Here is a 22,143-nt window from a genome sequence, read left to right on the forward strand (position 1 = left end):
TTATTTCATCATCCTTGTTATTTCATCTAACACAAACAGGTACGAAATAGATATAAAATGGGTATAAAACAAGTAGAAAAGATCGCTTAAAAGAAGACTCTTTTTTTGAATTTAAGGCTTTGAATCCAACGTTTTACGCACGGAATAAGTTCTGAAAGAACTTATTAAAAGTAATTCCGGATTCTAGGAAAAACTCTAAATTCAATGCTATGTTAAAACAACTAAAGTCAGTTAGTATGTTGTTGTTCCTACTGACAATGTCAGTAGAAGCAGCTTATCCGGAAACTGGTGAAAGCACTCTAAAAGTTTCCGTTGTACAACAGGGTACTACTTGTAAGGGTGTAGTAAAAGATGCAGCAGGTGAAACCATCATCGGTGCATCCGTCGTAGCCAAAGGTACGACGAACGGTACAATCACCGGAATCAACGGTGACTTCTCTTTAAACAATGTAAAAACCGGAGATATTATTGTAGTCTCTTTTGTTGGTTATCAGACTCAAGAAATCAAATTCACAGGACAATCATTGAATATCATCCTTAAAGACAATACACAAACATTGGATGAAGTTGTTGTGGTTGCTTTTGGTACACAAAAGAAAGTGAATGTAACAGGATCTGTATCTACGGTAGGAGCAAAAGAAATTTCGGCACGTCCCGTTAACTCTACCATAGAAGCTTTGCAAGGTATGGTTCCGGGGATGAATATCTCTACTGGTGATGGTGGTGGCTCCTTAGGTTCAGACAAAAAATTCAATATTCGTGGTGTTGGAACAATTGGAGCTGGTTCAAAGGTAGAACCATTGGTGCTCATTGACGGTATGGAGGGAGACATGAACGCTATCAATCCACAGGACATTGAGAATATTTCTGTACTGAAAGATGCAGCCGCTTCCTCCATTTATGGCTCGCGGGCACCAGGTGGAGTCATCCTGATTACAACAAAGAAAGGTAAGTCGGGAAAAACGGTAGTTAACTATAATAACAACTTCCGTTTTGTATCTCCCTTGAATATGCCTGAAATGGCAGATTCATACAATTTTGCTCTGGCAGTCAATGACCAGTTAACTAATGGTGGACAGACTCCCATGTATAGCGCCACCAAACTTCAACAAATTCTGGATTTTCAAGCAGGAAAAAGCACACAATATATGTGGCCGACCGATGCGGGAAGATGGAATTCATTCGATGATCCCCAACGGCAAGACGTGATGCCTACCGGCAATACCGACTGGTTAAAAACGTTATTTGGTAATAGCTTTACCCACGAGCATTCATTGAGCGTAAATGGTGGAACGGATAAAATACAATATTATCTTTCTGCGAATTATCTGGACCAAGGAGGTCTCTTGAAGTTTGGAGATGATAACAAACAACGCTACTCCTTTACTGCAAAAATCAATGCGGACTTAACCAAATGGTTGAAAATAAGTTATAGTATGCGTTTTAACCGGACGGATTATGAAGCTCCTTCATTTGCCGGAGGCGATATCAAAAGTAATGTATTCTATTTCGATGTATGTCGCTACTGGCCTGTCATTCCGGTAGTAGACCCAAACGGATTCTATACTGTCGAATCCAAGATTTACCAATTAACAGAAGGAGGCCGATATAAATCACAAAAAGACGTGATGGCACACCAGCTTGCTTTCATCGTGGAACCCATCAAAGACTGGAAAATTAACGTAGAATTGAACTACCGTTCCAACTATAATTTCAACCATACCGATTATCAAACCGTTTATGGTTATGATGTGAGTAAAAATCCCTACATTATTGCCAATCAAACTTCCAGCGTTACAGAATATGCTTATAAGAGTAATTTCTTCAATCCGAACATCTTTACCGAATACGGCAAATCATTAGAAAGCGGGCACAACTTTAAAGTGATGCTGGGTTTTCAGAGCGAACTATTCAAACAACGTGATATTACCGCTTCCCAAGACGGTATCATGTCGGAAGTGGCTACCTTAAACACCACGCAGACAAATGCACAAAACAGAGGAGGGTACTCCGAATGGGCTACAGCCGGCTTCTTCGGACGTGTTAATTACGACTACAAAGGACGTTATCTGGCTGAAGTAAATATGAGATATGACGGCACTTCACGTTTCCTTCGAGATAACCGCTGGAATCTGTTCCCATCATTCTCCTTAGGATGGAACATGGCCCGTGAAGCATTTTTTGAAGACCTGACCGATTTAATCAGCACATTCAAAATACGTGGTTCATGGGGTGAATTGGGCAACCAAAACACAGATAACTGGTATCCATTCTATCGAACTATTGATATTAACAAAGACCAATGGGGCAATTACGCACTAGGCAGTTGGCTGGTAAATGGTGTAAAACCAAATATTTCCAAAGAATCTGCGCTGGTATCTTCCTTACTGACATGGGAAAAGACGCAAACACTGGATTTAGGTTTCGACTTATCTATGCTCAACAATCGTTTGAATGTAACATTCGACTATTTCCAGCGTAAATCTAAAAACATGGTAGGCCCCGCCCCCGAACTACCCAACCTCTTAGGCATTGCCGTTCCCAAAGTAAACAACCTCGATATGACTTCCAAAGGTTGGGAAATACAGGTGAACTGGCGCGACCAGATACGCGACTTTAAGTATGGAGTTACCTTATCTTTGTCAGACAATCAAGTGGTTATTGATAAATACCCCAATCCGTCAAACACAATTTTAGATAAAGACAATAATAATACGTATTATGCAGGCGCTCACGTAGGTGATATATGGGGATTCCAAACAATCGGCATCGCAAAGACCGATCAAGAGATGAAAGATCATTTGGCCGGTATGCCCAATGGCGCACAGGATGTACTCGGTTCCGGCTGGGGAGCAGGTGACATCATGTATGCGGATTTGAACGGTGACGGCCAGATCAGCAGAGGTAACAAAACACTGGCTGATCATGGTGATTTGAAGAAAATAGGCAACAGTACACCACGCTACAACTTTGGTTTGAATCTGGATGCCGCCTGGAAAGGGTTCGACCTTAAATTATTTTTCCAAGGAACGATGAAACGTGATTATATGCCGGGGAGTGGTTCTACAATGTTCTGGGGAGCAGTAGGCTACTGGCAAACCAACTTTTTCAAACCTCATCTGGACTATTTCCGCGGAGAAGATACGACTAATCCGCTAGGAGCTAACCTGGGTGGTTATTATCCGCGTCCTCTCGAGAATGATAGAAACCGTAATCCACAGACCCGATATTTGCAAAATGCGGCTTACTGCCGTCTGAAAAACGTTACTTTAGGTTATACATTACCTAAATCTTTGACAGAGAAATTCTGCGTAAACAATCTGCGATTCTTTGTTTCAGCAGAGAATTTATTTACTATTACCAGTCTGGCCGATACGTTTGACCCCGAAACTGTTGGCATCGGCAACTGGGACGGATGTACCTATCCGCTATCCAAGACTGTATCATTCGGTTTAAGTGCAACATTTTAAATGATAAACGATTATGAAAAAACATATTAAACTTTTGACAATAGGAACATTGCTATTGGGCGGACTGACCGGTTGCAATGATTTTCTCGACAGGGAACCACTGGATAAAGTAATTCCTGAAAAATATTTTGCATCCGAAAGTGATCTGGCTGCATACACAATCAATGCTTACCCATTTGAAACAGTGACCGATGCGTATGGCATCAATTTCTTCGGCAAAGATAATGATACTGATAACCAAGCCAGTGGTGACTCACCGGCCTTCTGGATACCCGGGCAAAAGAAGGTGCCGTCTGGTGAAGGCGAATGGGACTGGAGCAAAATACGAACCTGCAACTATTTCTTTGATAATACTTTACCGAAATTCGAAGCAGGCACTATTACCGGCAATCAGGATAATGTGAAGCATTATATCGGAGAAATGTACGTGATCCGGGCATACAATTATTATAAATTATTGGTTTCTTTAGGAGATCTACCTATTATCACTACTGCATTGCCCGACATAGAAGAGACTTTGGTGGAATCCAGCAAGCGCCAGCCGCGTAATAAGGTGGCACGCTTCATTCTGGACGATTTGCAAAAAGCAACAGAATTGTTGCTTGATAAAAGTCCCGGTGGCAAGAATCGCATCAGCAAAAACGTAGCTCACTTGCTACGTGCACGCGTTGCCCTCTTCGAAGCAACTTGGGAAAAGTATCACAAAGGAACAGCTTTTGTACCCGGTGGAAAAGGATGGCCGGGTAATCCCGCAGATGTAAGCGGTTTTAATAGTGATGCAGAAGTGGCTTATTTTCTTGATGAAGCAATGAAGTCATCAAAAGTGGTAGGCGACTATATCGTCGGAAAACTGGCAGACAATACCGATACCCCCGAAGGTATGAACGCCAGTCTGGTTTCCATCAATCCTTACTACACCATGTTCTGCGATGAAAACATGGAAGGATATGATGAAATACTGATGTGGAAACAGTTCAAGGAAGGATTGGTAACCAGCAACTTGCAAATGGAGTTGGCACGCAATGGCGGTGGTTCCGGATGGACTCGTGGCATGGTCAATTCGTTCCTGATGCGCAATGGGCTTCCCATCTATGCAGCCGGTTCCGGTTATAATCCCGATTGGGAGAAAGAAGGAGTAAATTCCACTTTACAGAATCGTGATTCACGCATTGTTATCTTTACCAAAAAGCCGGGTGATGCCAACACCGAAAATAAAGGTGATGTGAATTATTACGGTGATGACGGAACTCCCAGTTATTGCTCAATCCGTTTCATTTATGGCGATAAAGGAAGTTTGGCAACAACCGGATTCATCATCAAAAAAGGCAAACACTACTCCAGTCACATGGCAAATGACCATAGTGCGGGAACATCAGGTGGTATTGTTTTCCGTGCGGCAGAAGCCATGTTGATTTACATGGAAGCTTCGTATGAAAAAAATGGTAGAATCGACGGAACAGCCGACGGATATTGGAAAGCTTTACGCCGACGCGCCAAAGTGGACGAAGACTATAATAAGACAATCGCTGCAACACAGATGAGCGAAGAGGCTAAAGGCGATTTCGGTGCTTATTCTCATGGCCAATTGATAGACGCGACGTTATATAATATCCGCCGTGAACGCCGTAACGAACTTTGTGCAGAAGCTTTGCGCTGGGAAGACTTGAAACGCTGGCGTGCATGCGACCAGTTGATATCCAAACCTTACCGTGTAGAAGGTATGCTATACTGGGGAAGCAACTATGAAACGCAACTGGCAGATTTATGTAAAGTAGATCCGGCAGAAGGTAATATGTCCTCACCTGATTTAAGTAAATATATTCTTCCATACGAAAAAATCACGAAGAATAATCTGATTGCCGGGCAGAAGGGATTCCTCTTTACACCTGCTCATTATCTGAATCCGATAGGTATGGCTGTATTTCGTCAGACAGCCTCGGATAAGAATGATTTTACAAGTTCAGTCGTTTATCAGAACCCGGGATGGAAGATTGAAGGCGACACCGGCGCACAACCTGTAGAATAATAAAAAGATAAAAGAACAACTCTTTGAGTTTACAAATATATCGACCTTAATATTATATATCTGTTATCTTTTTATTTTTATAAACTTCATTGTCTCGCTCCAGATTAGGTAGAACTGCGGTCAATCTAATCCTAAGTTAGGCAATGAAGTTTTACATTCGCATGAGTTCTCGTTCAACATCCTCTGCAGATGTATAAAAAGTCTTTATGATTTCCATAGTCACCCAACAGAGATTATCCGCAAAATTCACTACATTTGTATTTGCTTATCTGTCAACCGGGCTAATCAAGTATTACAATTACTACACTATCCGATTGATAATATCTAACTTGAAACAAAGGTGTATATGAATACTGACTTTACAAACTTAACAACAGAAAATCTTTCTAATGAGCATTTATGCTGCATCATCCGCAGCAAAAAGTCTCATCCTGGTATTGAAGCAAAACGGCAATGGCTTTCCGACCGGCTGAATGAAGGCCATGTCTTTAGAAAGTTAAACGCCAAAGCTACTGTTTTTATTGAATATGCCCCTCTTGAAACAGCTTGGGTTCCCGTCATCGGCGACAACTATTATTATCTGTATTGTTTATGGGTGCTAGGTAGCCCCCGAGGAAACGGATATGGGAAAGCATTAATAGAGTACTGTATAGCCGATGCCAAAGAAAAAGGTAGATCCGGCATTTGTATGCTTGGGGCAAAAAAACAGAAGAGCTGGCTTTCCGACCAATCATTTGCAAAGAAATTTGGTTTTGAGGTGGTTGACACTACTGATAACGGATATGAATTGCTTGCTCTTTCTTTCGACGGAACAGTACCGCAATTTGCGCCAAATGCCAAAAATCTGAAAATAGAAAGTGAGGAACTGACGATTTATTATGATATGCAATGCCCCTACATCTATAAATACATTGAAATGATCAAACAATATTGTGAAGCAAATGATGTCCCTGTTTCTTTTATTCAAGTAGATACGCTACAGAAAGCAAAAGAGTTACCGTGTGTTTTTAATAATTTTGCTGTATTTTATAAAGGAAGTTTTGAGACTGTGAATTTGCCACCTATCGACTATTTAAAAAGAATACTCAAAAAATAAGAAATACAATCCTGACTTTTCCCGCTAATTATCAGGATTGTATTTTATCTGCTTCATTAAAAAGACTTCTCATTTGCCATCTTCCACATATTGAGAAAAGAGGCTTTGGTGATTTCTACGACCTTATCCCAATTCAATCGGTCGGCATGATCGGAAGGCTGGTGATAATCAGGATGCCCGTCCGTATGATACCAGATGATCGGAATACCTACTTTGGCAAACGAACCGTTATCACTTCCTCCTATCGGATTTTCCCAGGCGCGGTAATCCGGTTCCAATTGCAAACCGTATTTTCTGATATCCTCTTTCAACCAATCCCCAAAGACCGGATGGGCGGCTGTGTAGAAATAAACGACTTGTTTGGGTTGTTGAGGTTTGTTGTTACGGCCAATCATGTCAAAGTTCAGATAGCCTTTGATTTGAGATAGGAAAGGACAAGTTTGTACAAAATATTTAGAGCCTAGCAGTCCTTTTTCTTCTCCATCCCAAAAAGCAAAGATTACATTTCTTTCGGGTTGCTGTCCACTGGCTAAAAAGGCTCTTGCAATTTGCAGCACTGCCGATACACCGGAAGCATTATCGTCAGCACCATTGTATATTTGGTCGCCATCAAGTACAGGATCAATACCTAAATGGTCGAAATGAGCCCCCACAATCACATATTCTTTGGTATTTTTACCGGGAATCATTCCCAATACATTCCTCATGGTAAGCTTCTGATGAACTTCCTGTTTCAGTTTTGCTATGGAATCAGGATGTACTTCCAGACGTCCTTTTTTCTGACGTTCTTTACGGTAAGCATCAAAAGGCTGGAAATAGCTGTCAGCCAAAGGCGATACTCCCATCCATTGCAACAAAGAAACAATATATTCTGAAGTCACACGCGAACCATGAAACCCAGCCTCACGCCCTTGCAATTCATCACTAGCCAAAAAGTTGATAGTAGCTTCGGCAGAGGAACGGTTAATTGTATTCAAGGCCCTCTCAATAGGAGATTGGGCAAAAGTAATGTTTCCAACCAACAGTAACGCTAATAGTAAATAATCTCTCTTCATTGTACTTCAAATATCTTAAGTCATTTTCATTGATTGGTGAAATTTAATTCACCCGCCAATGTTTATTTTGTAGGTAACATACAAAAGTACGAAAGAAATAGATAGCATACATGATAGAATGCAAATTTATAAGTAACTTTGCACAAAATTGATTGGTAACTGTTATATTGTCATGTGGATACTTATTATAAGTCTGGTGTTGCTGGGTGTCATTGCGCTGATAGCCGGAATTATCCGCAACAAAAGACTGCAAAAGAAAATAGAAAAGGGCGAACTGGACCGTATGCCGGAAGTGAAGGAAGTAGATGTGGAATGCTGCGGACAACACGAAGTATGCGAACGGGATAGCCTGCTGGCAGCTGTCAGCAAAAAAATAGAATATTACGATGACGAAGAACTGGATCAGTTCATTGGCAGGGCAGGAGATGCGTATACAGAAGAAGAAACAGAAATGTTTCGGGATGTATTGTATACGACACTGGATGTAGAAGTGGCCGGATGGATACGTAGCCTTCAGCTCCGTGGCATTGAATTACCGGATGATCTCAAAGACGAAGTTTTTCTGATTATCGGAGAAAGAAGAAACGTAGAAGTAAAAAAAGCAGATGAGAGGTGATGGATTTACTACAATATACATTCTTTCAACACGCCCTATTGGGAAGTCTGCTGGCAAGCATTGCCTGTGGGATTATCGGTACATATATCGTAACCCGCCGCCTGGTATTTATCAGCGGAGGAATCACTCATGCTTCTTTCGGAGGGATCGGGTTAGGATTGTTTGCCGGAATTTCCCCGATACTCTCGGCAGCCGTATTCTCGGTATTATCGGCTTTTGGTGTCGAGTGGCTTAGCAGACGGAAAGATATGCGCGAAGATTCTGCCATTGCAGTATTCTGGACGTTAGGGATGGCACTCGGAATTATGTTCAGCTTCCTGTCGCCGGGATTTGCGCCTGACTTATCGGCTTACCTCTTTGGCAATATCCTGACCATCAACCAAATCGATTTATGGATGCTCGGCATATTGGCACTAATACTGACCGGATTCTTTTATCTGTTTATCCGCCCTATCGTATATATTGCTTTTGACCGTGAATTTGCACGTTCGCAAAAGATTCCGGTAGAGATATTCGAATATGTGTTGATGATGTTCATTGCGCTGACAATTGTAGCCTGCCTGCGTATGGTAGGCATCGTACTGGCCATTTCTCTTCTCACCATTCCACAGATGACAGCCAACTTGTTCACTTATAGTTTCAAGAAGATTATCTGGTTATCAATCGGCATCGGTTTCTTGGGCTGCCTGGGTGGATTATTTATTTCTTATCACTGGAAAGTCCCTTCGGGAGCTTCCATCATATTCTTCTCTATCCTGATTTACGCTGTTTGTAAAATCGGAAAGAGTTGTTGCAGGAAAAAGTCATAATAATAGATAGTATATGGAAATCAAAATTCAATCACTGGAAAGTATCTATGAAGCAGCCCGTGAATTTATCGCTGCTATGGGCGACAACACTGTATTTGCTTTATACGGAAAGATGGGTGCCGGCAAAACGACATTTGTCAAAGCGCTCTGCGAAGAATTGGGCGTAACGGATGTTATCACTTCTCCTACTTTTGCCATTGTCAACGAATACCGTTCGGACGAAACCGGAGAGTTAATCTATCACTTCGATTTTTACCGCATCAAGAAACTAAGCGAAGTGTATGACATGGGCTACGAAGACTATTTCTACAGTGGCGCTCTCTGCTTTATCGAATGGCCGGAACTGGTAGAAGAATTACTTCCGGGAAATGCCGTAAAAGTAACGATTGAAGAACTGGAAGACGGAAATAGAGTAATCAGACTATGACCGGACAATATATCGTACAAGGAATCTTTGCGCTAGCAGGAATCGTCTCCCTGCTGGCGTCATTGCTGAACTGGGACTGGTTCTTTACAACGCGCAACGCACAAACCATTGTCCGGAATGTAGGACGCAACCGGGCAAGACTCTTCTATGGGATACTGGGAATTATCATCATTGGAATGGCTATATTCTTCTTTGTGGAAACACGGAAAGCCATCACTCTTTGACACATTTTTTTTAGACAAAAGAACATAAGTACAAAAGACTACAAAAATATGTTCTTTTGTTCTTATGTCTAAAGCAACTGTCGTGACTTCATCTCCAGATACTTATTAATCACATCAATTGAAAGATTCTCCGGTGTAGTTAATAAAGAATAGATGCCATGTTGTTTCAAAGTAGATACAATCAGCCGCTTCTCGTAAGCGAACTTTTCTGCAATCACGTGCCGATAATACCCTTCCGTATCTTTTGCCGGTTGGGCGATATATTCCTTCAAATCGACATCTTCAAAAAAGACTACGAGCAAACGGTGCTGGCGGTTTAGTTGTTTCAGGTAAGATAATTGACGGTTCATTCCTCCTATGCTCGAGAAGTTAGTATATAGTACCAGCAGGCTACGTTTACTGACATGTTTGTTCAAATGAACGCAAAGAGCCGAGAAGTCTGTCTCCCCAAAAGTGGTCTGCTGGCTATAAAGACTTTCCAGCAATGTCTGCATATATCCCGATTGCTTGGAAGCAGGCACAAAAGTATCGAAGTGTTCATCGAAAGTCACTAATCCGGCTTTATCTTCTTTCCGCATGGCAACATACGAAAGCACCAGCGAAGCATTAATTGCATAATCCAGCAAGGTCATTCCACAGAAAGCTTGCTGCATCACTCTACCTTTATCGATCACATTATAAATCTGCTGTGAGCGTTCGTCCTGATACACATTCACCATAAGTTCATGCCGACGGGCACTTGCTTTCCAGTTAATCGTACGGTAATCATCCCCCTTTACATACTCTTTAATCTGCTCAAACTCCGTATGATGCCCAACCCGGCGAATACGTTTTATTCCCAGTTCTGTCAGATTATCACTTATTGCCAACAATTCATATTGATGGAGCATCAGATATGACGGGTACACTTTGATATCCAAAGGTTCTGCACAAGTATAGCGCCGGGATATAAAGCCGATTTTTCCGGTCACAAAAACTCTAATATGACCGAAAGAGTAAACACCACGATGAGTAGGTCGAAGACGATAGGTAACTGTTTTTCCCTCGTTTGCTCCAAGCTTCACCTGAAAGTCGACATCACGTTTCTGAAAGATAAAAGGGATCTCATCTATGATTTCTAAAGATACAGGATGCGGATAACTACTTTCTACCCGAATACTTACTTCATTTTCGTCGCCATTAGAGAAACGGTCGGCACACTGGCGGAAAGCATGGATTCCACGAATACGATAAAGAGAATATACGTCTGCCAGTACCACCAAAAGCAAGACAAAGAGTGCCCACTGCCCGATAACAAAGAACGGAGCAAAAACATATCCGCTACCCAACAACAGGATAACCAGGACAAGGGCAATATAGAAACGACGAGTTAGAAACAAATGATTTATGAATTATGAATTATGATTTATGATTTATAATTTCTTCAACTTACAATTTACAATTTACGTACAGTTTATAATTTACGATTTATGATTTCTTCGATTTATGTTATGAATAGGGTCAGACATCCAACGCGCAGCCCAAATCATAAATCAGAATTCATAAATCATAAATCTTTTCATTTTGGTACTTCCACTTTATCAATTAAGCGTTGCGTCACTTTCACTGGAGAATAGCCTTCCATTTCAGCTTCGGCAGTCAGGATCAGACGGTGCTGAAGTACATAAGGAGCTACAAACTTGATATCTTCCGGTGTCACAAAATCACGTCCCTGCAAAAGAGCATACGCTTTCGACGATTGCAGCATGGCTACAGATGCACGTGGAGAAGCTCCCAAATATACAGCTTTGCTGGTACGGGTCTGCTGTACAATCAATGCGATATATTGAAGTAACGTGCGGTCTACAAATACCTGATTCATAAAAGCACGAAGCGACAGCAGTTCTTCTTTGGTAATAGCGGGAACGATGTCGTCCAACTTCACCAATGCGGCATTGGTATGATGACGTTCCAAGATATTCACTTCCTCTTCCAATGAAGGATAATCCATCGTTATCTTCATCAGAAAACGGTCGAGCTGTGCTTCGGGAAGTTTGTATGTTCCCTCCTGCTCTACCGGATTCTGGGTAGCCAAAATCGTATAAAGATCTCCCATCCGGTGAGTCGTTCCATCAATACTGATCTGGCGCTCTTCCATTACCTCAAACAAGGCAGCCTGTGTCTTGGCAGGAGCACGGTTGATTTCATCGACCAATACAATATCTGCAAAAATCGGTCCCTGATGAAAATCAAAACCATTGGTTTTCATATTAAACACAGTCGTACCTAATACGTCACTCGGCATTAAGTCCGGAGTGAACTGGACACGACTGAAGTCTGCATCAATCAGACGAGCTGTCAAACGGGCCAACAGTGTCTTCGCAACTCCCGGAACACCTTCTATCAATACGTGTCCATTAGCCAAAATCGCTGTCAGTACCAAATCGACTGTCTGCTCCTGCCCAACTATGACGGAAGCAATCCGGTCTTTCAACTCTTGTATCTTCTCGGAAAAGAGAGTTAAATCTACTCGCTGTTCTGTATTCTCTTCCATAAATTTCTTCTTTAGATATGATTGATTATTTCATTCATTTTATCGATATATACCTTCATCTGCTCCGCATCAATAACACGTCCTCCGTAAATCACGGGTCTGACTTCGCGGATAAATTTAGCAATCTCTCCGGCATCCATTCCGGTTTTCCGGGCAATCCGGTGAAAAGAGCGTTCATCGTCGGCCACTTCTTCAATATCCACCTGAATCTCTCTCCGAAGTTCTTCGGCTAAATAGGAAAACTTCTTGCGAACTAAATCCGCATGGTCTTTCTTCTGAAAGTAAAGCGTGCCTATCAGTTCGGTAAATTCAAGAGATTTATTGGCCGGCTCGTGAACAACAGGGATCACCCGTTGCCGCCTCTTCGCTGTGAATATCATAAAGAGTATGATGGTAATCATCGTCAGATACAAAGCCCAACGAAGCGGTTCATGTGCAAGAAAATAACGGAAAGGTGATTGCTGCACCTGTGCAGTTTCTTTCATGTACCCCTCCGTGCGAACGATGGGAAGCTTCCCCATCTGCGACAACAAACGGAAGATATAGGTTGCATTTTTGCCGTCCAACATTCCGTAATTGGTAAAAATCAAAGGAGTGGAAACTAAAATAACTTCTCCTTTCCCCCACCGACGGGACATCGCTACAGGCATATAAACAAGACTATCCGTTGTCAACGAGTCCGCCTCTGTTTCATACCGGAACTCATTCGACTCAAAAACTCTTTGTGCCAACACCCTTTCCGGAAGTGAATCTCCCCAAAAATAAGAGGAGCACAACTGGGGATAAAAATAGAAAGTCTGACGGGGATAAACCGTCGAATCTCCTATCCAATGCAAGCTATCTTTTTTCAAAAATGAAGTTGCATATTTCTTCAAAGCCATCGGACTGAAGTAAGAATAGTAAGACCTGAACTGTAAGGTATCTTCCAAATATCTGCCGAACAAGGTACTCACCAACATGACCTTATCTCCGCGTTCCGCCATTTTCAACAGAGCGTTTACATCGACGTCCGACAATCGCAAATTATCAGAGATAACCAATATACCTCTGCGTTGCGTCGTATCTTCCTGCTCCAATTGATAGAGACTTTTCCTCGAAAAAGTGTAGCCCTGTGGCAAAGAAGAAGACAATACACTATCGAATACTGCACATCCGAAAGGTTGCTCATCATGATGTCCGAAAGTGGGCTTCCACACAAAATTCTTCGGCAAATGATATTCTATTGCAAACATGATGAATAGAAAAGCGACAATAAAGACAATGAACCAGCGACTTCCTTTCATGAGACGCCTCCTTTCCCTATTTCTTCCTGCAAGGTCTGCATTGTCCGGAAGAGTTCTTCCGTCGCCTCAAAGTTGCCATAACGTACCCGCAGGAAATGATTGGTCAGTTGCCTGAAAGCCGGTAGCCGGACTTCATTGATATACTGGGTAGGCGTTTTATAAAGTTGCCAGTCAATACGTTCAGCGTCACTAAGTTGTTTCAAAGTTTGCAGATAGAGCAAACGTACTGCTTCCCGGTAATTCTGACGGGAAAGCGCTTCCGCAATCCCTCCCGGAAAATCTACTCCGTAAATGGTGTCTTCTTCAACTGTATAAGGCAACGCATTTTTATGCGAGACCATAAACAATTCCGGGCGTTTCCGATAGACGAACCAAACAATCAGCAACAAAAGAAGAATGGCAATACATACCAGGATAAGCCCTGAATACTCTTCAGCAAAATGACTGCCGAATATCTTACGCATCAATTCCCCAAACTGTCGGCTGATCCACTCAAAGACATTCATCTCCGGAGTAATCAGTTCACGGTTATAGTTGTATGCCGGATCAGACTGCCAGAGGGCAATCTGCGCCGTATCACAGACTAGTGTATCAGCCGGGGAAGTGAGATTCATCTAGTGGAGATTTGGTTTAGAGTTTATCAAAATTGTCAATATCACTTTCTACCGTTATGCTGTCCACCACTTCCGATGCATGACCATACTGATAAACCAGACCGACGATACCGAATATAGCCGATAAGTAAGAACCATACAACATCAGGATAGAGAACAAATACTGCGCAAAGTTCAGTCCGACTGATGAAGAGGTGGCACCTCCGTCACTCATCGTAAAGATCATTTTTACAATATAGATCACATACCAGGGTATAGAAACGATTCCTTGTAACACACTGGCAATAATCCCCATCACAATTAAAATTAGAAAGACGCCTCCCCAGGTAGCAAATCCCAACCGGAATGTTTTTGCAAATGCCTCACCCAACGAAATGTCTTCAAATAAGTAGATGGGAGCCATTAATGCCAAAGGAACCATAAACGCGAATAAAAGCGGGATGGTCAGAATGAGTGTGAAAGGTGTCAATACAGCCAATAAAACAATAAAGATCACCGCAAAGATGAATAAAAAGCTGCAGGCGATCCCCATCAAAAACAGTCTTTTAATATTACGGAGCAACAACGATTTTATATCGCCGAATACAACCCCGTTCAGGCGTTCTTCCCGTTCATTATACAATCGTACCATCGCATAAATCAAGGAAGTCATCAACAAAGCTCCCAAACATGAAAAAAAGATAACTCCTGCATAATTCAGTGCAAATGAAGGTCCCAGAGCAGCTAAAGGATTATCACTTATTCCTCCGGACGCCTGCATAGCAGTAATATCTGTCATACTTCCCATTAAACCGCTAAAGTTTGCGGCTTGAATTAAGCATATAGGGAGTATCAGATAAGTTGAATACTTAAACAATTGTTTCCAATTCTCTTTTATAAAATCAAAAGAAGCGTTCAACTTCTCACCGAAAGGACGTTTCACGTACATCGCAATCTTAGGTTTCTGTGATTCCATGTTTTTTTCTATTTGGTAAATAAATATAGTAGAATATAATAAATGCCAGAGAAGTGAATATCACGCCAAGCCTCAACACATCGGGAAGCTCTGTGTGCCGGGTAAGAAAACCTTCTATAAAGCCTGCCATAATGAACACCGGAACAGTGCCGATCACTATTTTCAAGCCTCGCTTCGCTCCTCTTCTGAAAGATTCCAAGCGGGAATAGGTGCCGGGGAACAACCAGCCGTTGCCCAAAGCCAATCCGGCGGCACCGGCCACGATAATTGCCCAAATCTCAAGCGTTCCGTGCAACCAGATGGCTAGACTGGATTCCCACAACAAATCGTGTTGATAAAAGAATGTTTGAAAAGCTCCTACCATGATACCATTGGAGAGAAGCATATACCCTGTTCCAAAACTAGTCAGCAATCCCATTGCAAAGCAGTTGAAAGAGACCATCACGTTATTAAGTGTAATGCCCAAGAACATCGGCACTTCGGAAGAACCATTATATACGGCCATCGGCTCCCCATTGGCAATATTGTCGAGTGTCATATCCACATAACCGTTTCCCAATATCAGCCGGACAAAATCCGGGTCATTCGCTGCTGATAATACGCCGATTAATGCGCTGGCAACAAAAATCAAAAAGGAGGTCAGTAATTCGCGCCGTGCATCGTGCATGGTTCGTGGCACTTCCTGTGTCCAGAAGGTAATAATCCGTGTCCACTTCTCGCGTTTATTGCGGTAGATTTCGTTGTGCAACGCTGAAGCCAGATTATTCAGATAAATAGTAATACGGGAAGTTGGGAAATGTGTTTGGGCAAATGCCAGGTCAGCTGTCAAGTCCGTATACGTATCGGCTAGTTGGTCGGGGGACAGACTTGCCGCCCGCTCCACAACTTTCTCTGTCTCCTTCCATTTTTCAATGTTCCGACGAATAAACGTTACTTCTTTCATGCTTTTCAATAGATTTCGGATAAGTTTTGTCCGAAACCGGAAGCAAAAATAAGAGAATTATGATATATTTGCAACGGAATCCTAAAAATGTTTAACCTGAAATGGCAGAATCTACGATAATAACCGGACAATTCGTTCGTATCAGCCAAACGCCCGCCAGTATCGGCGAACGACTGATGGCTTTAATCATCGATTATTTTCTGATCGGGCTTTACATCTTGTCCACTATTACGCTCTTGTCTAAATTAAGTTTACCGTCAGGATTCAGTTTGTTCTTTTTTCTGTGCGTCGTTTATTTACCGATTCTCGGTTATTCTTTTCTTTGCGAGATGTTCAATCACGGACAGAGCTTTGGCAAAAAACTCATCAATATCCGTGTCGTAAAAGTAGACGGTTCTACTCCAAGCATCGGCTCTTATCTGTTACGATGGCTTCTTTTCCCAATTGATGGTCCCATCACAAGTGGCCTTGGACTTCTGGTCGTTTTATTGAATAAGAACAACCAACGATTAGGGGATCTAGCTGCCGGCACTATGGTAATTAAAGAGAAAAACTATCGTAAGATACATGTCAGCCTGGATGAATTCGACTATCTGACCCAAAATTATCATCCGGTATATCCCCAGTCGGCTGATTTATCTCTCGAACAAGTGAATGTAATTACCCGGACTTTGGAATCCAGCGAAAAAGACCGGGCAAGACGTATCACGGCACTTGCCAAAAAAGTACAGGAATTACTTTCCGTTACTCCTCGTGAGGGTAATCAGGAAAAATTTCTTCAGACGATACTTCGCGATTATCAGTATTATGCATTGGAAGAAATATAACCAGAATACGCTGTTTCAGACTATTCAGGCAAGGGATTATTCTCACTGTAGTGAGAATTAATTCTCATAGCAATGAGTATTTTTTCTCATTATAGTGAGAACTTTTTCTCATAACATAAAACTGTTTGAGAAAAAGCCCGCAAAAAAAAAGGGGTATACTCACAGAGCACACCCCTTATCTTAATTTTATCTGCAATGAGACCGGACGTCGTTTAGTCCACCTGTCCCAGAGAGTTTCCGTATTCCATTTCTCCCTGAACCACAAAGAGGACTTCTTCAGGATCGTATTCCCCTATTTCATCCTTTTTGGCTTCTTTTACAATGTAAGCCACAACCTCTTCCAAATCGATGTTGACATAGCCGTCTTCATCGGGTTGAGCGTCGAGAATGCCACTTTCAGAGTAATACTCGTCGATTAAATCGAGAAAATAATACAATTCATCGTCCGAGAACTTCTCTTTCAGTTCTTGAGGCAGATAGTTTTTGATAAACTCGATGGTCTTTTCGTCATCGGCATCTGCTAATAAAAAATCGTCTTCCAGTCCCATTTTTTTAAGTATTAAGTGATAAGTATTAAGTATTATCGACTATAAAAGCTTCTTCACCTTTTCTGCGAATACCGGTTTGCCAACTGCACCTACCTGTTTGTCTACTATTTCACCGTTCTTGAAAAACAATACAGTAGGAATATTACGGATACCATATTCAGCAGCCATATCACCATTTTCGTCTACATCGCACTTACCGATGATTACTTGTCCTTCAAACTCCGCAGCCAATTCTTCAATGATAGGAGCCACCATCTTGCATGGGCCACACCAAGGAGCCCAAAAATCTACAACAACCGGTTTTCCTTCTGCAAGAACCTCTTTATAGTTGCTGTCTGTAATTTCTAAAGCCATTTTTTTAAGTATTAATTATTAAATGTTATTTCGTTAGCTTATTCTCGCCACAAATATAATCAATTTATCCTATTATGATAGACTTTAATTGGAAGTTTTATAATAATCATTGAGAATCATCCATTTACTGGAAAAGTCTAATTTCACCCCTAAAAATGAACCTTAAATAATTAACTATTATGGTAAATATGAAGCAATGACAAGCATATCATTCAGATATCAGCCAACTATCACTGAAATAATAAATCAATCCTTTCTACAACAACTCCCTTATTCTTCTGATTTCCGATATTGTACAATTCCTCTCGAAGTGAAACTTGAACAAATTCGATAATCTTCCAATCCAACGCAATACCATTATTCTCTTGTGCAGAAGCCGGATACCAATAAGGATTCACTCCCGGCCAATCCTGCGGTAACATAGCCGCCTTAGTCGGTACAAGGTCGGATACCGGAATCAGAATATCCGATGCTTCAGCTTTCAAATTAAACGCAGCACCATATCCTCTTCCCTCTTTATCTACAAAATTGCAAATGGCTTTATCAGTATTGTTCAATCCATAAGCGCGAATACGAATATATGCAGGAGCCGTCTTACCTTTACTCCGACAAGTTATCCGATCACCTATATAATGGGAAAAAGTCACATCACAAGGAGCTATATAATCTCCCTTTTTCTCCAAATCAGGAACAGAAAGCTGAAAGGCAGGCAGCAATTCCGGTCCTGATATTACCGAGCTGAATTGTGATTCAGGGCTCCTGAACGTGCGTGTACGACGGATATGCTTCCAATTGTCCTGTGGTCCTAAAAGAGACAAAGGAGTTGTTTCGTTTATCAGACGCATGGCGTAAGTAGCTTGTTCATAATAGTCCCACCGTTCGGGAGTGCAATACGTCTTTTCCGGAAACAAGATTGTATCATCTCCCGTATCTATGCCAAAATGATACTCATAATCCCCCTTAGCAAGCCAGCTTATATCGGCTTTCGCCGTATAGAAGAAGCCGTCTTCCGCTGTCATCGGTATGCGCTTGCATCCCCAAGGTTTCAGCATCAGATAAACATCTACCTGTTGAGGACGTTTGGGGCCGAACACCTCACACCGGAATGTCACCTCTTTATCAGCTGTAAACTCCGCCCATGTATGATTGGCTATTTTCCACTCTTTCATCGGAGTCTGATAGAAATCTTTGGCAGGAAGTTCTTCCCTGCTAACTATCTTTCCATCTGACAGCAGATATTTTCCGGGCAATACAATCATTTCAGTTTCCAGACCGGGAAGCTTTATTTGAATGTTCCGTTCATTGTACGCTGATTTTCTTGACACCCTGTGTTTATTCAGCATTTTATAAGGATCATCTATATCCATTATATCAGGGTAGATTTCCAGTTGCCAAGTATTATTATCCTGTTTGTCAAGAAAATAAATACCTGTTCCCGAGTAACGGACTACCGGAGAAGAGCCGACTCCGGCAATATGCTTCAATGCTGCCAGATTTTTGGGACGGGTAGACGTAGTATTTGAATAATAGAACATATCTCCGGAATTTAATTCGCTCAACTGCTCATCGTAATTCACCCGGAAATCACCGAAAGTTCTGTTGTCCGGATAATACCCGAAGTGTTTGCCACGCGGGATACGACGCATCACTTCAGCGGCAATCATGCTGCTTACCGCCTTTGAAGGAGTAAAGACCATATTGAAAAAATGAGTCTGCCAACCTAAATTCATCGGGGCTGTACGCAGCATATCATAAGAAAAGATGGCAGCAAACTGGATACCGCCCCTACGGAACTCACGCACCATAGCCGGGAACATAAAACCGGAAGCCATATCCGTTGCATCAAATTCATAAACAATTTTTGCTTTTCCGCGTAAATCAGGATGAAGCATTTGCTCGTAACGGTCAACGAACAACAAACCGTTTCCTTCAATGGAATAATTGTTATTCAACGCACTCGGATACCAAGCGTGAGTAGAACCTTGTATATCCGATTTCCGAATAGCAGGAGCCACACGGAAGTCTTGACTGACATTATAGAAAGTCAGCTTCTTACAACCGGTACTCCGGATTGCCTTGCACATCCGGTTGATATAACGCACCATACCTGGAATGTCTTCCGGAAATTGGGTAGGTTCGTTGATAAGCTCAACAAACAATATGTTCGGCTCATCCTTCAGGGAGCGACCAGTATAAGGATTACGATGATTGAGCAGTTGCTTCATGTAGTTTTCCTGTGCACGAATAGCTTGCTCATCGTGTATAAGTGTATTTTTAGGATAATATTTAGCCAGACCGATATTTGTCGTATCACTCATTTCCGGCCATTGTGAATTATAGGTCACGATAGGGCTAAGCAACATATAAATATCCCGTTTATCCGCTTCGGCAATCAGATAGTCCAACAGATGCAAATGTTCGTTCTCTTGCAGATTACCCTCACGATCCGTATTCTGATAGTCTCCCCAAAAGCAGAGACGTAATCCGTCCCAGTTCATTCGCTTGAAATGTTCCAGGTCTTCCACAATCATTTGCTTACGTTCACCGCCAACATAACCTGCCGCACGAAAATCGCAAGCAGAAGGCAGGCAATAATTGGCACCGAATAAGGCTACTTCCTTTTTATTCTCCGTCCAACGTATCACGCCCTGCTTGTCCATATATACCTTCTCGGCACAATATCCCATTGTGCCGAGAAGAGTTATTAATAATGTAAATAAGCTTTTCCTCATGATATTTATGATTATGATACTAATTTCAGGGCTACAAACCCATTACAAATTGTTCTCCCCAATGCATTAACAGATTATGACCGGCGTTATTAAGATGAGCATTGTCATCTTTCCCTTGAAAATAGCGTGACCGGAAAACCGGGTCATTGGGATTGATACCACTAGTATATGCAGCATTTAAAACTTTGACGTCATTTTTACGGCATATTTCCTCTATGATGTTTATTGTCACCGGAAATCCTTCATAGGCTACATTCCAGGGAGTGACCCAACCAATTTTGGCACCGGAATACTTCCTTTTCAACCCTTTCAGCAGTTCATCCAAACGTTGGCACAACACTTTTTGCCGATCAATATCTCCGTTTACCAAATATGCATCATTATGACCGGCAATGATGAGTATATAGTCAGCGTTTTCCGGAATAATACTGTATCGCTTATATAATGGTGCTCCATATATACTGTCACGCTCGAATGCGATACTGTTGCCGTTTTGTCCGAGATTCTGATACTTCATGCCATGCTTTGTTGCCAGTTTATAATGCCAAGTCTCTGAAACAGGACAACCATGGTTATACACATAACTATCTCCAATAACGCACATCGTTTTTCCTTCAAGCGTTTTTTCCTTCATATAACTCACTGCGACCGGTGCTCCATAAGGATTGATATCAATAGTAAGATAATCCCCCCGATATGATACTTGAAGGTTTTTGCCGCCCTGAACAGCTTTCATGCATCGATTCTTTTCCATTCCGGCAACCTTCAAGGTGAGTGGCATACGGAATATTTTGCTATCAAGACTCAAGACTGGAGTAATTATAAAGGTGTTATTACACCAACGAGTTGTTAGAGTGACAGCATTCCGTTCTTTCACATAAGCTTGAATATTCGAGAAAGTATCAACCCATACCGAGTCTTTCTTGAAAGCAAGTTCACGAAAAAAACTCCATAGAACCCACGGCTCATTCCACTGATCCCACGCTGTATAAATCCCGTGGGCCATGGTCACCCCCCACCGCCGATCATGAATAAGTTGACGTAACCAAGTATCTATTGATGCCGCAGTGCAACCTGAATTCCGTTGTCCGAGACCGAACTGTTCAAGGCGTGCCCCCACCTTCCCTTCCTCGCAGACAGCTCTCACTTGAGGTGTCATTGCATTGAAAGGGTAAAGAATGCTTGTGGGTTTTACTCCTGTCTCGGCCTCAATAATGGAATCATTCTTTCTAATTTCCATTAAAAGAGTACGCCTGTCTATAGCTGTCAAGTTAGGATGACTCCATGAATGGTTACATATCTCGTGACCGTCAGCCACCATGCGCCTACATTCTTCCCAAGTGAGTCGAGGGGCAAAATGGTCATCAATATCCCCCATAAATTTGCCATTTATCCCGAACGTGCCCCGAAGTGCATACCGATTCAAATGGGGAGCTACTAAAGTATAATGTTCCTGGATACCATCATCAAAAGTAAGGCTCACTGCGGCTTGACGATCACCCAAGAAATCAGCAACACTTACTGTTTGTGACTTGACAGAAAGAGACAAAAAAAGAAAAAAGATTGTCATGCAGAAAAACTGCTTATTTCTTGTTATCAAGTACTCCGTTCTACAATCTGGCATATCGCTG

Annotated in this window: 19 protein-coding genes; 8 read left to right on the top strand and 11 right to left on the bottom strand. The window is 42.0% G+C overall.

Features of this window, described 5'->3' with window-relative positions:
* Positions 1–236: 236 nt before the first annotated feature.
* The 3 genes from KQP79_RS04595 (at position 237) to KQP79_RS04605 (ending at position 6,592) form a co-directional block, all read left to right on the top strand.
* A complete protein-coding gene (locus KQP79_RS04595; RefSeq protein ID WP_008018912.1) occupies positions 237–3,470 on the top strand; it encodes a SusC/RagA family TonB-linked outer membrane protein in 3,234 nt (1,077 codons plus the stop codon).
* Between the two features lie 13 nt (positions 3,471–3,483).
* Positions 3,484–5,496, top strand: coding sequence for a RagB/SusD family nutrient uptake outer membrane protein (locus KQP79_RS04600; protein ID WP_061447772.1), 2,013 nt, complete (start codon positions 3,484–3,486; stop codon positions 5,494–5,496).
* A gap of 346 nt (positions 5,497–5,842) precedes the next feature.
* A complete protein-coding gene (locus KQP79_RS04605) occupies positions 5,843–6,592 on the top strand; it encodes an N-acetyltransferase (RefSeq protein WP_032851604.1) in 750 nt (249 codons plus the stop codon).
* Positions 6,593–6,648: 56 nt separating this feature from the next.
* Here KQP79_RS04605 and KQP79_RS04610 read toward each other — a convergent pair whose 3' ends face one another.
* The gene (locus KQP79_RS04610) at positions 6,649–7,647 is read right to left on the bottom strand and encodes a M28 family metallopeptidase (RefSeq protein WP_061447771.1); all 999 of its coding nucleotides are present in this window, start codon (positions 7,645–7,647) and stop codon (positions 6,649–6,651) included.
* Positions 7,648–7,819: 172 nt separating this feature from the next.
* Between KQP79_RS04610 and KQP79_RS04615 the strand changes: the two genes are divergently transcribed.
* From KQP79_RS04615 to KQP79_RS04630, 4 genes are read left to right on the top strand one after another with little or no spacing between them, the layout of a single operon-like run.
* Complete coding sequence (locus tag KQP79_RS04615) at positions 7,820–8,263, top strand: hypothetical protein (protein ID WP_032811120.1); 444 nt, start codon at positions 7,820–7,822, stop codon at positions 8,261–8,263.
* Positions 8,263–9,072: a metal ABC transporter permease gene (locus tag KQP79_RS04620; RefSeq protein ID WP_004307944.1), complete on the top strand. Its 810-nt coding sequence runs from the start codon at positions 8,263–8,265 to the stop codon at positions 9,070–9,072. The genes KQP79_RS04615 and KQP79_RS04620 overlap by 1 nt, the downstream gene beginning before the upstream one ends.
* Positions 9,073–9,085: 13 nt before the next feature.
* Positions 9,086–9,499 carry a tRNA (adenosine(37)-N6)-threonylcarbamoyltransferase complex ATPase subunit type 1 TsaE gene (gene tsaE / locus KQP79_RS04625; RefSeq protein ID WP_061447770.1) on the top strand — a complete coding sequence of 138 codons (414 nt, stop codon included), beginning with the start codon at positions 9,086–9,088 and terminating at the stop codon, positions 9,497–9,499.
* Complete coding sequence (locus KQP79_RS04630) at positions 9,496–9,723, top strand: immunity 17 family protein (protein WP_004307942.1); 228 nt, start codon at positions 9,496–9,498, stop codon at positions 9,721–9,723. The genes tsaE and KQP79_RS04630 overlap by 4 nt, the downstream gene beginning before the upstream one ends.
* A gap of 68 nt (positions 9,724–9,791) precedes the next feature.
* On the opposite strand, the gene KQP79_RS04635 is transcribed toward KQP79_RS04630, so the two are convergent.
* From KQP79_RS04635 to KQP79_RS04660, 6 genes are all read right to left on the bottom strand, one after another.
* On the bottom strand, positions 9,792–11,102 hold the full coding sequence (locus KQP79_RS04635) for a DUF58 domain-containing protein (protein ID WP_061447769.1): 1,311 nt from the start codon (positions 11,100–11,102) through the stop codon (positions 9,792–9,794).
* A gap of 179 nt (positions 11,103–11,281) precedes the next feature.
* Positions 11,282–12,256, bottom strand: a complete 975-nt coding sequence (locus tag KQP79_RS04640; RefSeq protein ID WP_015531362.1) for an AAA family ATPase — start codon at positions 12,254–12,256, stop codon at positions 11,282–11,284.
* A gap of 11 nt (positions 12,257–12,267) precedes the next feature.
* Positions 12,268–13,539, bottom strand: a complete 1,272-nt coding sequence (locus KQP79_RS04645) for a DUF4350 domain-containing protein (RefSeq protein ID WP_061447768.1) — start codon at positions 13,537–13,539, stop codon at positions 12,268–12,270.
* Entirely contained in the window at positions 13,536–14,153 is a 618-nt protein-coding gene (locus KQP79_RS04650) for a DUF4129 domain-containing protein (RefSeq protein WP_061447767.1), read from the bottom strand. The genes KQP79_RS04645 and KQP79_RS04650 overlap by 4 nt, the downstream gene beginning before the upstream one ends.
* A gap of 16 nt (positions 14,154–14,169) precedes the next feature.
* On the bottom strand, positions 14,170–15,108 hold the full coding sequence (locus KQP79_RS04655) for a hypothetical protein (RefSeq protein WP_004326239.1): 939 nt from the start codon (positions 15,106–15,108) through the stop codon (positions 14,170–14,172).
* Positions 15,089–16,051, bottom strand: coding sequence for a stage II sporulation protein M (locus tag KQP79_RS04660; RefSeq protein WP_055235680.1), 963 nt, complete (start codon positions 16,049–16,051; stop codon positions 15,089–15,091). The genes KQP79_RS04655 and KQP79_RS04660 overlap by 20 nt, the downstream gene beginning before the upstream one ends.
* A 101-nt stretch (positions 16,052–16,152) precedes the next feature.
* On the opposite strand from KQP79_RS04660, the gene KQP79_RS04665 reads away from it, so the two are divergent.
* The gene (locus KQP79_RS04665; RefSeq protein ID WP_008025064.1) at positions 16,153–16,878 is read left to right on the top strand and encodes an RDD family protein; all 726 of its coding nucleotides are present in this window, start codon (positions 16,153–16,155) and stop codon (positions 16,876–16,878) included.
* Positions 16,879–17,090: 212 nt separating this feature from the next.
* Here KQP79_RS04665 and KQP79_RS04670 read toward each other — a convergent pair whose 3' ends face one another.
* From KQP79_RS04670 to KQP79_RS04685, 4 genes are all read right to left on the bottom strand, one after another.
* Positions 17,091–17,426, bottom strand: a complete 336-nt coding sequence (locus tag KQP79_RS04670; protein WP_004306577.1) for a hypothetical protein — start codon at positions 17,424–17,426, stop codon at positions 17,091–17,093.
* Positions 17,427–17,465: 39 nt separating this feature from the next.
* Positions 17,466–17,780, bottom strand: a complete 315-nt coding sequence (gene trxA / locus KQP79_RS04675) for a thioredoxin (RefSeq protein ID WP_004306576.1) — start codon at positions 17,778–17,780, stop codon at positions 17,466–17,468.
* Positions 17,781–18,010: 230 nt separating this feature from the next.
* Positions 18,011–20,512 carry a hypothetical protein gene (locus KQP79_RS04680; protein WP_061447766.1) on the bottom strand — a complete coding sequence of 834 codons (2,502 nt, stop codon included), beginning with the start codon at positions 20,510–20,512 and terminating at the stop codon, positions 18,011–18,013.
* A gap of 31 nt (positions 20,513–20,543) precedes the next feature.
* Positions 20,544–22,082, bottom strand: coding sequence for a polysaccharide deacetylase family protein (locus KQP79_RS04685; RefSeq protein WP_061447765.1), 1,539 nt, complete (start codon positions 22,080–22,082; stop codon positions 20,544–20,546).
* Positions 22,083–22,143 lie beyond the last annotated feature (61 nt).

The organism is Bacteroides sp. DH3716P (genome assembly GCF_025914115.1).
GTDB lineage: Bacteria > Bacteroidota > Bacteroidia > Bacteroidales > Bacteroidaceae > Bacteroides > Bacteroides ovatus.

What these genes read in the sequence shown, in the direction of transcription:
- KQP79_RS04655 (WP_004326239.1), bottom strand. Translation starts at nt 15,108, where the DNA reads ATGGAATCACAGAAACCTAAGATTGCGATGTACGTGAAACGTCCTTTC.
- KQP79_RS04615 (WP_032811120.1), top strand. Translation starts at nt 7,820, where the DNA reads ATGTGGATACTTATTATAAGTCTGGTGTTGCTGGGTGTCATTGCGCTG.
- KQP79_RS04640 (WP_015531362.1), bottom strand. Translation starts at nt 12,256, where the DNA reads ATGGAAGAGAATACAGAACAGCGAGTAGATTTAACTCTCTTTTCCGAG.
- KQP79_RS04650 (WP_061447767.1), bottom strand. Translation starts at nt 14,153, where the DNA reads ATGAATCTCACTTCCCCGGCTGATACACTAGTCTGTGATACGGCGCAG.
- KQP79_RS04645 (WP_061447768.1), bottom strand. Translation starts at nt 13,539, where the DNA reads ATGAAAGGAAGTCGCTGGTTCATTGTCTTTATTGTCGCTTTTCTATTC.
- KQP79_RS04670 (WP_004306577.1), bottom strand. Translation starts at nt 17,426, where the DNA reads ATGGGACTGGAAGACGATTTTTTATTAGCAGATGCCGATGACGAAAAG.
- KQP79_RS04665 (WP_008025064.1), top strand. Translation starts at nt 16,153, where the DNA reads ATGGCAGAATCTACGATAATAACCGGACAATTCGTTCGTATCAGCCAA.
- KQP79_RS04685 (WP_061447765.1), bottom strand. Translation starts at nt 22,082, where the DNA reads ATGACAATCTTTTTTCTTTTTTTGTCTCTTTCTGTCAAGTCACAAACA.
- KQP79_RS04605 (WP_032851604.1), top strand. Translation starts at nt 5,843, where the DNA reads ATGAATACTGACTTTACAAACTTAACAACAGAAAATCTTTCTAATGAG.
- KQP79_RS04610 (WP_061447771.1), bottom strand. Translation starts at nt 7,647, where the DNA reads ATGAAGAGAGATTATTTACTATTAGCGTTACTGTTGGTTGGAAACATT.
- trxA (WP_004306576.1), bottom strand. Translation starts at nt 17,780, where the DNA reads ATGGCTTTAGAAATTACAGACAGCAACTATAAAGAGGTTCTTGCAGAA.
- KQP79_RS04630 (WP_004307942.1), top strand. Translation starts at nt 9,496, where the DNA reads ATGACCGGACAATATATCGTACAAGGAATCTTTGCGCTAGCAGGAATC.
- KQP79_RS04680 (WP_061447766.1), bottom strand. Translation starts at nt 20,512, where the DNA reads ATGAGGAAAAGCTTATTTACATTATTAATAACTCTTCTCGGCACAATG.
- tsaE (WP_061447770.1), top strand. Translation starts at nt 9,086, where the DNA reads ATGGAAATCAAAATTCAATCACTGGAAAGTATCTATGAAGCAGCCCGT.
- KQP79_RS04600 (WP_061447772.1), top strand. Translation starts at nt 3,484, where the DNA reads ATGAAAAAACATATTAAACTTTTGACAATAGGAACATTGCTATTGGGC.
- KQP79_RS04595 (WP_008018912.1), top strand. Translation starts at nt 237, where the DNA reads ATGTTGTTGTTCCTACTGACAATGTCAGTAGAAGCAGCTTATCCGGAA.
- KQP79_RS04660 (WP_055235680.1), bottom strand. Translation starts at nt 16,051, where the DNA reads ATGAAAGAAGTAACGTTTATTCGTCGGAACATTGAAAAATGGAAGGAG.
- KQP79_RS04620 (WP_004307944.1), top strand. Translation starts at nt 8,263, where the DNA reads ATGGATTTACTACAATATACATTCTTTCAACACGCCCTATTGGGAAGT.